The organism is Streptomyces sp. NPDC056169, assembly GCF_042268445.1.
Lineage (GTDB): Bacteria > Actinomycetota > Actinomycetes > Streptomycetales > Streptomycetaceae > Streptomyces.
In genome coordinates this window covers 152147-165203 of record NZ_JBHJUO010000014.1, presented here as the reverse complement: position 1 = coordinate 165203, position 13057 = coordinate 152147, and the positions used below count along the sequence as shown (strand labels likewise).

Sequence of the window (13057 nt, the reverse complement as noted above, 5' to 3'; positions counted from 1 at the left end):
CGAGTCGTCTCCGTCCCCCCTCCGCCGCCACACGCGGTGTCTTGATCATCCGTTCCTCCTCTCATCCGATTTGATGCTGCGGTCGGCGACACCCCGCCGACGCTGCCGTCCGGAAGGAGAGGGTGTCCGACGTGTCGTCACGCAGATACGTACGGGGGTGGGGGGCGATGTCCCTGGCGGTCGGAGCCGTCCTCGTCGGCACAGCGGCCCAGTCGCCCGCAGACCGGGACACGCCCCCGGCCGGGGCGCCGGACCCCACCACCGTGATCTCGGTGGACGGCTGTGCCACCGACGGCGGCCTGTGCTCCGTTCCCCGCCGCACGCTCGTCCTGAGCGGCGCCCACACCCTCACGGGACACCCCGTCACGCTCGGCGCGCAGGCCACGGGCCCCGTCTCCCTGCTGCTGCGCAGCCCCGGCCGGCTCGCCGACGTGACCGTGACCGACCGGCGCGGCCGCCGGGTCGCCGGCACACCGAGCGCGGACGGCACGAGCTGGACGAGCGCCGGTGCCCTGCCCGCCGGAGGCCGCTACACCGCCCGCCTCGTCGTCGAACGCCCCGCCTCGGGAGCCGACGCACCCCACCGCCACCTCACCCGGCTGGAGTTCCGCACCGCCGCCGCACCGGCCGGAGAGCGGCTGACCGTCACCTTCGGTCCGGAGGACGGCGGTACGTACGGCGTCGGCCAGCCGATCACCGCCGAACTCAGCCACCCGGTGCCCGCCGAGGACCCCGCGGCCCGCCGTGTCGTCGAGCGCGCCCTCCAGGTCCGCACCACCCCGAGGGTCGAAGGCTCCTGGCACTGGGTCGACTCCGCCACCCTCCACTACCGGCCCCGCGACTACTGGCCCGCCCGCACAGGCATCCGCGTCCACAGCGCCCTGAACGGGCTCCACGTCGGCAGCGGCCTCTTCGGCGGCCCGTCACGGCCGCTCACCCTCACCACCGGCGACCGCATCGAAGCCGTCACCGACGTCTCCGCCCTGGAGATGACCGTGTTCCGCGACGGCCGGGCGGTCCGCACCTTCCCGGTCACCACCGGGAAGGCCGGCTACCGCACCCGGAGCGGCATCAAGGTCGTCCTCGGCAAGGAGCCCCTCGTCCGCATGCGGGGCGATTCGATCGGCATCGCACGCGGCAGCCAGGACTCCTACGACCTCAAGGTCCGCTGGGCCACACGGGTGACCTGGAGCGGCGAGTACCTGCACGCCGCGCCCTGGTCCGTCGACGCACAGGGCAGTGACAACGTCAGCCACGGCTGCACCGGGATGAGCACCGAGGACGCCGCCTGGCTGTTCCGCACGGTCCGCGAGGGCGACCTCGTCCGGGTGGTCAACGGCTACGGCGAGCCGATGACCCCCTTCGGCAACGGCTTCGGGGACTGGAACCTCAGCTGGGCGGAGTGGCGGCGCGGCAGCGCGCTCGCCGGTCCGGTCGCCGCCGGCCCCGCGACCACGGAGACCTCCTTGCGCCCCGCGCTCTGAGCCGTACGCGCGCGAGGGCGGGGCGTGCGTGCGCGAGGGCGTGGCGTGCGCGTGGCGGGCGCCCCCGGTCCCGTACCGCCCGGTGATACTGACGTCCTGTCAGCCCGTCCGCCCCCCCCGCTGTACCCAGGGAGATTCGATGCAGGACGTCACCAAGGTCGAGGTCGGGGACGCGACCCTCTTCGTGGAAGCGCGGCGGCTCGGCCCCGACACCGAGCTCGAAGGGTTCGGCGACCGGTTGCCGGACCTCTCCGCGGTCACCGGCGCACTCGCCTCCTTCGCCGGGCAGATCGGCGAGGCGCTCGACCGGGCGGCCCCCGACCGGGCGACCGTCGAGTTCGGCTGCCAGCTCGGCCTGGACGCGGGCAGACTCACCGCCCTTGTCGTCCAGGGCAGCGCCAACGCCAGCCTGCGCGTGACCCTCGAATGGACGAAGTCGCCCCGCTGACACGGGTGGCCGACGGACCCTGCCGGCGCCCGGATCCGTTACTCGCGCAGGGTGTCCGCGGTACCCCGAGCCCCCGGCTCCGCCGCTCCGTCCGGAGGCGGCGGAGTCGTAGGAGCCGGTGCGCCGAGCAGCAGCTGGGGGCGCCGCTGGATGCCGGCGCCGACGAGGACGCCCATGGCGATCGAGGCCACGGTGATCACCATGCTCACCATGCTGTCCAGGCCGCCGCCGGTGTCGCCCGCCACGATGATCTCCGAGATGCTGGTGAGGCCGACCGCGCCCGGGACGAGCAGCCAGAAGCAGGGCAGGAACACCACCTGGTCCGGGGTGTGCGAGCGGCGCGCGATCCACTTGGCCATCGGCGGCAGCAGCATGCCCGCCGCGAAGGCGCCGAAGGTCGCGCCCGCGAACTCCGAGGCCACCGACTGGACCAGCCGCTCGGTGAGCAGCGCGCCCAGGAGCCAGCCCGTGACCCGCGGAGGGGCGGAGAAGTACAGCAGGAAGCCGAAGCCGAGGAGGAGCACCCCGACCCAGGGTGCCCAGGGCCCGAGGGTGGGGGACGCGGGCCCGCCCGACGGACGGGGGCTCACCAGCTCGGTGCCGACGAGGATGCCGATGGCCAGGAGGAGGAGCACGTTCGCCGCCCCGGCCAGCCGGGCGATGCCCGACAGGGCGGCCCCGGTGGCCAGTTCGATGGCGCCGAGCGTGAGCGCGGAGCCCGGCAGGAAGGCGATCAGCGGGGGGATGTACAGGACCGTGGGTGCCTCGTGCAGGAGCGGTCCCGCCCACTGTTGCGAGGAGGCCGTGACCAGGATCGCCGCCACCACCGGAAGGGCGGTACGAGCGGCCGGGAGCCGGTCGCCGAACAGGCGCAGCAGCCCGACGCCCGCACCGAGCACCGCGTACCCGATGACGGCGGGGACCGTCGCGTGCCGCATCGCACCGAGGCCGACGGTGAGCAGGATGTAGCCGAGGATGGTGGCGGCCGGGCTGAAGCGCTCGGGCCGCGCCCTGAGCTCCCGCAGCGATCCGCGCGCGTCCTCGAACGGCACCTGCTCCGTACGCATCCGCTCGACCAGCGACTGGAGCGCCTCCACCTGGTCGAGCCGTAGGTCAGGGCCCTCGACGGGGGCGAAGTCGAGCTCCCCGCCCCGGCCGTCGGGGCCGCCGCCGACCCGGACGAACAGCCCCGTGGGGACCACGAAGCTCCGCGCCCGCATGCCGTAGCGCGCGGCCACGTCGTGCAGCGACTGCTCGACCTCGGCCGTCCGCTGCCCGGCGCGCAGCAGTTCCGAGCCGAGCTCGCACAGGAGCGCGGCCAGATCCCGCAGCCACTCCCGGCCGGCGGCCTCCGCCTCCGGCACGGTCACGGTCTTCCCCCGCCGCCGGGGCCGCAGCGCGGCAGCCCGCCGGGCGAGACCACGGAGATCAAGACGGGACAAAAGACGCATTCGCGCACGTTAGCAGCGCACTCGCACCCTCACATCCGCCCGCCGCATGCTCCGTGCTCGGCCGACAAAGCCTCTACCTGTACTCGACCGTGAGACCCGCAGTGATTCCCACCATGATCCCCGGCCGTCCGAGCTGCGAGGATGGCCGTCATGGAGCACCACGAGGAGAAGAACGGCCCGCTGGCCGAGGCGGTCGCCCTGCGCGAAGCGGGCCGCAAGGAGGAGGCGCGCGAGCTGCTCGTCGCGCTCGCCGCCCGCCGTCCGGACGACGCCGAGGTCGCCTACCAGACGGCCTGGGCGCACGACGTCCTCGGCCTGGAGGCGGAGGCCGTGCCGTACTACGAGCGCGCCCTCGCCAAAACCGAAACCGGCACCGGCAACGAAACCGGCACCGGCTCGACCACCAGCAGCCCAGGTCTCACCCCCGACGACCGGCGCGGGGCCCTCCTCGGTCTCGGCAGCACCTACCGGATCCTCGGCCGGTACGAGGACGCCGTCACGCTGCTGACCGGCGCCGTGGAGGAGTTCCCCGAGGACGGGTCCCTGCGCACCTTCCTGGCCATGGCCCTCTACAACACGGGGCAGCACCACGAGTCGGTCCGGACCCTGCTGCGCCTCCTCGCCGCCACCAGCGAGGACCCGTCCGTACGCGAGTACCGGAAGGCCATCGAGTACTACGCCGAGGACCTCGACGCGACGGAGTGACCGGCCCGGAATCCGGGCGGGCTGGACGTCTGTCAGTCGTTCACCGCGGTCAGGACCACCACCGTGTCCTCCACGGCGGTCAGCCCGTGCCGCTCCTTGGGGATCATCCGCAGCGCCCCCGCCGGGAGCTCCTCCGCCCACCCGGCCGCCGTCAGCGTCACCCGGCCCCGCAGCACCTGGAGGCTGCCGGCCGGTGGCGCGTTGTGCTCGTCCAGGGACGTGCCCGACGTCAGGGCGATGACGGTCTGCCGGAGCACCCCGTCGTGCATGACCAGGTGGGCGCTGCGCCCGTGCGGCGCGGTGCGGGCCGCGGCCAGGTGCTCGTCGGCGAGCGCGGTGAGGTCCAGGATCATGTCTCTCCCTGCGGGGTTCTCTCCTGCGAGGTGCGCGGACGCATACTCCCAGCGTCCCGTGTGGCGTCCGGGCCGCAACTCGGCACCGCCGGTCGCGCCGGGCCGGCCACCACGAGACCGGCGACCACGACGAACGCCCCCGCCGCGAGGAGGGCGGCGGACCAGCCGTACGTCGTGTAGAGCCAGGACCCCGCGAGGGAACCGAAGGCGCCGCCGCCGAACGTCGCCAGCATGAAGACGGTGTTCACCCGGGCCGCCACGGCCCGGCCGATCGAGAAGATCCGGGCCTGATTGGCCACCTGGCACGAGCTGACCCCCACGACCAGCAGATTCGCCCCGGCCGCGAGCGCCACAGGGGAGTACGGGGCGAGCCCCGCCACCCCGAGCCCGAGCCCCGCGGCGACCAGACCCCCGGTGTTCACCGCTCGCGGCCCGTACCGGTCGGCGAGGGGTCCGGCCGCCGCCGAGGCCAGCGCCGCCGGCAGGGTCAGCACCCCGAAGAGCCCGGCTGCGCCCGGCCCGTACCCGAGGGGCGGGGCCGCCAGATGGAACGCGAGCACGGCCCAGAAGACACTGAACGCGGCGAAGACGCACGCGCCGAGCAGCGCCGAGATCCGCAGGTCCCGGTGGTCGGCGAGGAGCCGGGGCAGCCCGGCCAGGAGCCGGAGGTACGAGGAGCGGCGCTCCGGGGGTGCGCCCGTCCGCTCGGGCAGCCGCCGGGGGAGGACCCACAGCAGCGCCGCCGTCGCGGCCGCGGCCACCACATAGGCGGCGCGCCAGCTCCCGCTCGCGTCGGTCACGGCGCCCGAGACCGTACGGGACAGCGTCGAGCCGAGCGTGAGGCCGAGGCCGACGAGTCCCACGACCCGGCCCCGCCGTCCCGGACCCGCGAGGACGGCCGCCACCGGGGTGAGGATCTGCGGCAGCACCGTCGTGGTGGAGAGGGCCAGGGTGGCGAGCGTCAGCGTGAGCACGTCAGGCGCCGCCGCGGCGACGAGCAGTGCGGCCGTGGTCAGCGCGAGCAGCGCCGAGGTGAGTCGGCGCAGCCGGGCGGTGTCGGCGAGCGGCACGAGCAGCAGGATGCCGAGCGCGTACCCGATCTGGGCCGCCGAGGCGATCAGGCCCGCCGTCCGCTCCGAGACCTCCAGGCCGTGGGCGACGGCGGCGAGCAGCGGCTGAGGGAAGTAGATGTTGGCGACGGTGACGGCCCCGGCCACGGCGAAGAGCGGGACGTTCAGGGTCGGGGCGGGGGACTGGGCGGGGTACTGGGTGGGCGCCGGGTCGGGCGCGGCGGGCACGGGCGCGGCTGACCGGGGGACGGCTGACACGGGGACGGCAGGCACGGGGACGGCGGGCGGGTTCGGTTCCGGTTTCACGGACTCTCTTCCGTACGGCGGGGGCGACGCCTCCAGGCTCCTCGTCGCCGCCCCCGCCGAACAAGATGCGATCATCGAATCGGCGTTGAGCCACACTCAACGATCAGGAGGGGGAGCGATGCTCGAACGGTACGAACTGGAGGCGTTCCTCACGCTGGCCGAGGAGCTCCACTTCGGGCGCACCGCCGAGCGCCTCGGCGTCTCCACCGGCCGGATCAGCCAGACCGTCAAGAAGCTGGAGCGACGCGTCGGCACCCCGCTCTTCGCCCGCACCAGCCGCAGCGTCCAGCTCACCCCCGTCGGCCTGCGCCTGTACGAGGACCTGCTGCCCGCGTACCGGCAGCTGCGGGCCGCCCTCGAACGCGCCACCGAGGCCGGGCGGGGCGTCCGGGGCAGACTGCGGGCCGGTTTCGCCACACCCTGGGGCGGCGAACTGCTGACGGCCGCCGCCGACACGCTGCTCGCCCGGTACCCCGGCTGCGAGATCACGGTCCACGAGGTCCCGCTCGACGCCGGACCCGGCCCCCTCAGGGACGGAACGCTCGACGTCCAGTTCGTCGCCTTCCCCGTCCGCGAGCCGGATCTCACCACCGGCCCCGTCGTCGTCGCCGAGGACCGGGTCCTGCTCCTGCCCGTGGCGCACCCGCTGGCAGGCAGGGCGTCCCTCGGCCTGGAGGACCTCGCGGGCCTCGCCCTGATCACCCCCGAGGGCGCGAACCCCCGCTACTGGCGCGATCACCACTACCCCCGCCGCACCCCGTCCGGCGCCCCCGTCGGCCGGGGGCCGGTCGCGGCGACCTGGCAGGAGGTCCTCTCCCATGTGAGCGCGGGCCGGGGCGTCGCCCCCGGCGCGGCGCTCGGAGCCCGCTACCACCCACGGCCCGGTATCGCCTACGTCCCGCTGCGCGACGCCCCGCCCGTCGAGTACGGCCTCGTCTGGCCCACGGCCGCCGACTCCGCCCTGCTCAGGGCCTTCGTCGAGGCGGTCGGCACGTCACGCACCTGACCCGTCCGACGCTCCCTGGGGCGCGTCGGCGGGCGGAGACGCCGGTCCCGCCAGCGCCCCCGTCAGATGGTCGTACGCGACGTGCGCGTGGAGCCGGACCCCGGTGACGAGCGTGTCGTCGTCCGCGTAGAAGCGTGGGTGGTGATTGGTGGCGATCCCGCGCCCGCCCGGCACCGCCACGGGCCGGCCCGACGGGTCCAGGGCGGCGTCCTGGACGCCGAGCGTGACGTACAGGCCGCCGAAGCGGCGTACGAACTCGGAGACGTCGTCGTACCCGAGCGTCCCCCCGGTCTCCACCACCCGCTCCTCGCCCACCACCCGGCGGAAGGTCGGCAGCGCCGACTCGACCCACGGCCGGGTGTTGTGCACGGGCGGTACGTACTGGAGGTACTCCACCGAGGCCGTCGCGCCGAACGCCGCCGCCGAGTGCTCCACGAGCGTCGTCAGGCGCCGCTGGACCTCCGCCATGTCCGACTCCACGGCGCACCGGGCCGTGCCCCACAGCGTCACCGTCTGCCCGATGACGTTGAACCGGCCGACGTCCTCCACGTGCCCGATGGAGACCGTGACCGGGGCGAACGCCGAGACCTGCCGGTACAGCTGGCCGATGCCCGTCAGGACCGCCCCCACCGCCGGCATCGGATCGACGCCCTCCCAGGGCGTGGAGCCGTGGGTCTGCTTCCCGGTGACGACGACGCGAACGAGGACGGAAGCGGCGTACTGATTGCCGATCCGGTACCCCACGTACCCCTTCGGGTAGGGCGTCACGTGCAGTCCGAAGGCCATCGTCGGCACCGGATCGGCGAAGGCGCCCGCCTCGACCATGGCCCGCGCCCCGCCCTCCTCGGTGACCGGCGGGCCTTCCTCGGCGGGCTGGAAGACGAAGAGCACGGTGCCCGGGAGCCGGTCGCGGACCCCGGCGAGCACGGCCGCCGCGCCGAGCACCATCGCCGTGTGGCAGTCGTGGCCGCAGGCGTGCGAGACGGGGAACGGGCCGCCCGGACGGCCGGTGTCCACGGCCTCGGAGGCGAACTCGGTCCCGCACAGGTCCCTGACCGGCAGCGCGTCCATGTCCGCCCGCAGGGCCACCACCCGCCCGCCCGGTGCCGCCGCCGTGCCGCGCAGGACGCCCACGACGCCGTGTCCGGCGATGCCGGTACGCACCTCGTCGAGGCCGAGCGCGCGCAGCTCGTCCGCCACCATGCGGGCGGTGTTCACCTCCCGGTTGGACAGCTCGGGATGCCGGTGGAGATGGTGCCGCCAGGCGACCACCCGGTCCGCCACCTGCGCTGCCCGCTCGTCCAGTTCGCCGTGCAACGGGGCCTCCCTCCCGTACCGGCTCTCGCCGTGGCCATGGGGACCGTGCCCCACCAGCCTCCCACCCGGGTGTGTCAGCGGCCCGTCAGGTCGGAGAGCGTGAAGTCGTCCGGCAGCGGAGTGCCGAGCTCGTTGAGGGCCGTGACGAGTTTCTTCTCCTCGTACGTGAAGTGGGACTCCACCAGGGCGATGAGCCCGTCCAGTTCGCCGCGAACCCGCCGTACCTCCGCCGAGTCCGGACCGGTTCCGGGCGCCGTGTCCGTCGGCAGTCCGTCCAGCAGGCCCTGGAGGCGCAGCAGGATCTCCTCGACCTGCTCGTGGTCGCGCGCGAGCTCGTCGAGCACCGGCCGCAGGGCGGGGTACGCGGTGGCGAGGACGGGGAAGACGCCCTGGTCCTCGGCGGTGTGGTGGCGCGTGAGCGCGGTGCAGAAGGCGAGGCAGTGCGCCCGCAGGTTCCGGGGGCGGTCGCCGTCTCCGGAGAGGAAGGAGTCCACGTCCTCGCGGAGGCGGGCGAGCTCCTCGCGGAGCCAGATGTGCACGTCGACGAGCTGGTTTCCGAACGCCGCGAGGCGGTCGCCCGGTTCGGAGGTGGTGGTCATCCCCGCATGATCGCACCGGGGCCGGACGCAGCACACCCCCCGTCCGGAACCGGACGGGGGGTGTTCGGGATGGCCCGGTGGCCGGCGTCAGCCGGTGAATACCTCGATCAGCGACCAGATCGCGAGGCCCGCCATGCACACGCCGCCGACGCGCTGGACGGTCTTGAGCGGTACGCGCTTGGCGATGAACCGGCCCGCGACCAGGGCGAGGGCGGAGACGCTCATCAGGGCGGCGAGCGAGCCGATCGCCGTCGACCAGGTGCCGTTGGTGGCGGCGAGGTTGGCGGTGGTGATCTGGGTGAGGTCGCCCCACTCGCTGATGAAGACGGCCATGAAGGCGGTCGAGAAGACAGGCCAGAAGCCGGTCACCGTCCGGCCGCCCGTGTCGTCGTCCTCGTCGTCGCCTCCGCTGCGGAGCAGCATGAAGGCGCCGAAGCCGAACAACAGGGCCGAGACCAGTTTGACGATCCAGCCGGGGAGCAGCCCGAGCAGGCTGCCGGCTCCCACGGCGATGGCGACGTGCGCCAGGAAGGCGGTCGAGGTGCCGATCCAGACGTACAGCGGACGCATCCGCGTGCCCATGGCGAGCGACGCGAACATCGTCTTGTCGGGAAGCTCGGCGAGGAAGATCAGCCCGAAGGCGGTGAGGATCGCCAAGGGGTCGAGGTGCATAACGGGGCTCTCTGCTCGGTCCGGGCCCGTGGGCTCCGCACCTCGATGGCGACGGGAGGACCACTCGGCCCGGCATGACGAACCACGCCCACGGAAGCGCGGACGCGGTTGATGCCTGGCCGAAGGTCTCGCCCGTCCACGTCGTACGTGGACCCGGTCACCGGGAACCCGGGGGTTCCAGTGTGTCGACGACCGGTTCGCAGGGCTACTCCCCTTCGCTGTCCCTCAGTGTAACCGAACAGGGCGTGGGGATGAGTAGACACCGTCTACTCGATCTTGGTAGACAGTGTCTATGCAGCATGACGAGAACGAAGGACCGGGCGAGAACGAAGGACCCGGTGAGAGCGAAGGATCGGGCGAGAGTGAAGGATTCGGCGAGCACGACGACGGGCTGCGCGGACGGCTCGTCCGGGCCGGCGTCGAGCTGGTGAACGCCGAAGGCGCGCAGGCTCTGTCCCTGCGCGAGATCGCCCGCAGGGCCGGTGTCTCCCACGGAGCCCCCCGCCGCTACTTCCCCACGCACCTGGACCTCCTGTCGGCCATCGCCCGTCACGGCTTCGCCGAACTGGCCGACCGCCTCGCCGAGGAGGACCGGGAGGAGGCGGGGCCACGCGAACGGATCGCGATCCTCGCCCGCGTCTACCTCGCGTACGCGGGGACCCGGCGCGGCATGTACGAGCTGATGTTCCGCCACGACCTGCTCGAAAGCGGCCGGCTGGGGCTGCGGGAGACGAGCCTGCCGCTCTTCGCCCACCTCACCGGGCTCGTCGAGCGCGCCACGGACTCCGGGCCGGGTGCCGACGCCGTCCTCCGCGCGGGCGCCCTCTGGGCCAACCTCCACGGCATCGCCCAGCTCTGGCACTGGGGCAGCCTCCGGCTCGCCACCGGCGGCACCGACCCCGCCCCGCTCCTCGCCGCCGCCCTCGACGCCCACCTCGGACCCGTGGAGCCCACCCCGTGACCGTCGGTCCCGATACCTCGACCTCGACCTCGACAGGTCCGCGCCGCGCCCGTCGCGCGCCGACCGCCGTCACCCTCGCCTGCAGCGTCGTCGGCGCGGCCGTCGTCGCCCTCGACGGCACCGTCCTCACCGTCGCCCAGCCCGCCCTCCAGCGCGACCTGCACGCCGGTGTCGGGCAGGTGCAGTGGACCAGTACCGCCTACCTCGTCGCCGTCGCGAGCCTCCTCGTCTTCGCCGGCCGCCTCGGCGACCGCTTCGGCCACCGCCGGGTCTTCGCCGTCGGCGCCCTGGGCTTCGCCGCCGCTTCCGCCGGCATCGCCCTCGCCCCCGGCATCGGCGCCGTGATCGCGCTGCGCGTGCTCCAAGGGGTGTGCGGGGCGCTCCTCCAACCCGCCACCCTCGGCATGCTGCGCACCGCCTTCCCGCCCGAGCGCCTCGCGACGCCGATCGCCGTGCGCACCGCCGCCATCGGGCTCGCCGCGGCGGCCGGCCCCGTCGTGGGCGGCGCGCTCGTCTCCGCGTACGGCTGGCGCGCGGTCTTCCTCCTCGGTGTGCCGCCGACCCTCGCGATCGGCCTGCTCGCCCTCGCCGCACCGGAACCGCGCGCCGCGCGCCCGGAGCGGCACCCCTCCACCGGAATCGCCGCGCTCGACCCGCTCGGTGCCGTCCTGCTCGCCGCCGCCCTCGGCCTCCTCGTCCACGGACTCGTCGACGCGCCCCGACCCGGCGGAACCGGGACCACCGTGATCGTGATCGCCGCCGCCCTCGCCGCCGGAGCCGCGCTCGTCCGGCACGAACGCAGCGCCCCGCACCCCCTTCTGCCACCCGAGCTGATGCGGAGCGTGCCCGTCCGAGCCGGGCTCGCCGTCCTCCTCGCCGCCTCGGCCGCCCTCTTCGGGACGCTCTTCGTGGCGACGTACTTCCTCCAGGACGTCCAGGGCCTCGACCCCCTCGACTGCGCCCTGCGCGTCCTGCCGCTCGCCGTCCTCATGGTGCTCGGCGCGCCCCTCTGCCCGCCGCTCCAGCGCCGCTACGGGCCCCGGCGCACGGCGACCGCCGGCGCGGTCCTCCTCACCTTCGGCGTCCTGCTGCTCTCCCGGCTCGACGCGACGGCCTCCGCGGGGTCCGTCTGCACCGGATCCGCCCTCCTCGGCGCGGGCTTCGTCGTCCTCATGGTCACCGCGACCTCCGTCGTCGTGCACCGCGCCCCCGAGGCCCACGCAGGCGTCGCCGGCGGCCTCCAGCAGACCGTCATGAACATCGGACCCGCGCTCGGCGTCGCCCTCGCGACCCTGCTCCTCGCCCTCGTCCCGGACGGCGGCTTCGTCCCGGTCCGGGGCCTCGTCCTGCCCGCCCTCGCCGTGATCGCGGCCCTCGCGATCCCCGCCGCCCTCGCCCTGCCCGAGGCGGCGCACCCCCGGGGGACACGCCCGGGGCCGACGCCACCCGGGCCCTGACGGCGGTTCTGCGTACGATCATGAAATGCCTGATGCCGGCCACCGGCGCCCGCCCGGCAGGGCGGAGCGCACCCAGTTCAACATCGGTCGCGCCCTGCCCTTCCTGATCCTCGTCATGACGGCGGCCGCCGATCTCTTCACCCCCGACGAGGAGCGCTTCGAGCGGCTCCTCGTCGCCGCGCCCGCGCTCGCCGCCGTCACCTGGAGCGTGCGCGGGACCATCGGCATCGGCCTGCTCGCCATGGGCGTACGCGCGCTGCTCCACCTCGGCCGGTCCGAGACCCTCGTCCCCGAACTCCTCGCCAGCGAGGTGGTCATCGCCCTCGTCACCGCCGCCTCGGCCTGGGTCAGCCTGGTCCGCACCCGCTACGAAAGGGACCTGCGCGAGGTCACCGCCGTCGCCGAGGTCGTGCAGCGCGTCGTCCTGCGTCCGCTGCCCGACCGCCTGGGCCGCTTCGACCTGCACCTGCTGTACGTCGCGGCCGCCGCCAAGGCCCGGATCGGCGGCGACTTCTACGAGGCCGTCCGGGTCCCCGGAGCCGTACGGATCATGCTCGGCGACGTCCAGGGCAAGGGCCTCGGCGCCGTCGAGACCGCCTCCGTCCTGCTCGGCGCCTTCCGGGCCGCCGTCAACCGGGCCCCGGACCTGGCCGCCCTCGCCGACACCCTCGACGAGGGCCTGACGCGCTACAACGGCTGGGACCCCGAGTCCGACGCCGCCGAACGCTTCGCCACCGTCGTGCTCGTGGAGTTCCCCGACGACCGGGACATCGCCCGGCTCCTCAGCTGCGGCCATCCCGCCCCGCTGATCCAGCGCGGGGCCGAGGTCACGCCGGTCGTCTTCGCCGACCCCTCCCTGCCCGTCAACCTCGCGGGCCTCGCCGAGAACCACCACCGGATCGAGGAGGTGCCCTTCGGCCCGGGGGACCGGATGCTGCTCTTCACCGACGGCGTCAGCGAGACCCGCGACCGGGCCGGCACCTTCTATCCGCTGGAGACGCGGCTGCGCGGCTGGGCCCGGGATCCGGCCGACGAGCTGCCCGAAATCCTCCACCGCGACCTCGCCGCGTACGGCGTCGACGGCCTCGACGACGATGTCGCCGCACTGCTCGTCGTCCGCGCACCCGAGCCGGCCCGCCCGCCCGAGTCCGTCAGCCCGCCCGAGCCGGCTCGCCCCTCCTCCTGACCGCTCGCCCCTCCTCCTGACCGTCCTCGGCGCCCCCAAACA

General features: G+C 74.3%; 13 protein-coding genes. 7 read left to right on the top strand and 6 right to left on the bottom strand.

Going from position 1 to position 13057, the window contains the following annotated elements; genetic code table 11:
• The first annotated feature begins 131 nt into the window (after window positions 1–131).
• Both ACFC0G_RS24175 and ACFC0G_RS24170 read left to right on the top strand, forming a co-directional pair.
• A complete protein-coding gene (locus ACFC0G_RS24175) occupies window positions 132–1484 on the top strand; it encodes an Ig-like domain-containing protein (protein WP_376406550.1) in 1353 nt (450 codons plus the stop codon).
• A gap of 139 nt (window positions 1485–1623) precedes the next feature.
• Window positions 1624–1932: a CU044_2847 family protein gene (locus ACFC0G_RS24170; RefSeq protein WP_376406548.1), complete on the top strand. Its 309-nt coding sequence runs from the start codon at window positions 1624–1626 to the stop codon at window positions 1930–1932.
• 38 nt (window positions 1933–1970) lie between these two features.
• On the opposite strand, the gene ACFC0G_RS24165 is transcribed toward ACFC0G_RS24170, so the two are convergent.
• Window positions 1971–3383 carry a threonine/serine exporter ThrE family protein gene (locus tag ACFC0G_RS24165; protein ID WP_376406546.1) on the bottom strand — a complete coding sequence of 471 codons (1413 nt, stop codon included), beginning with the start codon at window positions 3381–3383 and terminating at the stop codon, window positions 1971–1973.
• A 150-nt stretch (window positions 3384–3533) separates the two neighbouring features.
• On the opposite strand from ACFC0G_RS24165, the gene ACFC0G_RS24160 reads away from it, so the two are divergent.
• Entirely contained in the window at window positions 3534–4088 is a 555-nt protein-coding gene (locus tag ACFC0G_RS24160) for a tetratricopeptide repeat protein (RefSeq protein WP_376406544.1), read from the top strand.
• 32 nt (window positions 4089–4120) lie between these two features.
• On the opposite strand, the gene ACFC0G_RS24155 is transcribed toward ACFC0G_RS24160, so the two are convergent.
• Entirely contained in the window at window positions 4121–4441 is a 321-nt protein-coding gene (locus tag ACFC0G_RS24155; RefSeq protein ID WP_376406542.1) for a cupin, read from the bottom strand.
• Window positions 4438–5817, bottom strand: a complete 1380-nt coding sequence (locus tag ACFC0G_RS24150; protein ID WP_376406540.1) for an MFS transporter — start codon at window positions 5815–5817, stop codon at window positions 4438–4440. Before ACFC0G_RS24150 ends, ACFC0G_RS24155 begins: the two co-directional genes overlap by 4 nt.
• A 118-nt stretch (window positions 5818–5935) precedes the next feature.
• Between ACFC0G_RS24150 and ACFC0G_RS24145 the strand changes: the two genes are divergently transcribed.
• On the top strand, window positions 5936–6823 hold the full coding sequence (locus tag ACFC0G_RS24145; RefSeq protein WP_376406538.1) for a LysR family transcriptional regulator: 888 nt from the start codon (window positions 5936–5938) through the stop codon (window positions 6821–6823).
• Here ACFC0G_RS24145 and ACFC0G_RS24140 read toward each other — a convergent pair.
• The 3 genes from ACFC0G_RS24140 to ACFC0G_RS24130 form a co-directional block, all read right to left on the bottom strand.
• Window positions 6812–8140 (bottom strand): M20 family metallopeptidase, encoded by a 1329-nt coding sequence (locus tag ACFC0G_RS24140; protein WP_376406536.1) that lies wholly within the window; start codon window positions 8138–8140, stop codon window positions 6812–6814. The two genes, ACFC0G_RS24145 and ACFC0G_RS24140, sit on opposite strands and share 12 nt — an antisense overlap.
• Window positions 8141–8214: 74 nt before the next feature.
• Window positions 8215–8739, bottom strand: a complete 525-nt coding sequence (locus ACFC0G_RS24135) for a hemerythrin domain-containing protein (protein WP_376406534.1) — start codon at window positions 8737–8739, stop codon at window positions 8215–8217.
• Between the two features lie 87 nt (window positions 8740–8826).
• On the bottom strand, window positions 8827–9411 hold the full coding sequence (locus tag ACFC0G_RS24130; RefSeq protein WP_376406532.1) for a TMEM165/GDT1 family protein: 585 nt from the start codon (window positions 9409–9411) through the stop codon (window positions 8827–8829).
• Window positions 9412–9703: 292 nt separating this feature from the next.
• Here ACFC0G_RS24130 and ACFC0G_RS24125 point away from each other — a divergent pair, with 292 nt between their 5' ends.
• The 3 genes from ACFC0G_RS24125 to ACFC0G_RS24115 are packed head-to-tail and all read left to right on the top strand — an operon-like array spanning window position 9704 to window position 13015.
• The gene (locus ACFC0G_RS24125; protein WP_376406530.1) at window positions 9704–10372 is read left to right on the top strand and encodes a TetR/AcrR family transcriptional regulator; all 669 of its coding nucleotides are present in this window, start codon (window positions 9704–9706) and stop codon (window positions 10370–10372) included.
• Window positions 10369–11829, top strand: coding sequence for an MFS transporter (locus ACFC0G_RS24120; protein WP_376406528.1), 1461 nt, complete (start codon window positions 10369–10371; stop codon window positions 11827–11829). The genes ACFC0G_RS24125 and ACFC0G_RS24120 overlap by 4 nt, the downstream gene beginning before the upstream one ends.
• 25 nt (window positions 11830–11854) lie before the next feature.
• The gene (locus ACFC0G_RS24115; RefSeq protein ID WP_376406526.1) at window positions 11855–13015 is read left to right on the top strand and encodes a PP2C family protein-serine/threonine phosphatase; all 1161 of its coding nucleotides are present in this window, start codon (window positions 11855–11857) and stop codon (window positions 13013–13015) included.
• The last annotated feature ends 42 nt before the right edge of the window (window positions 13016–13057 follow it).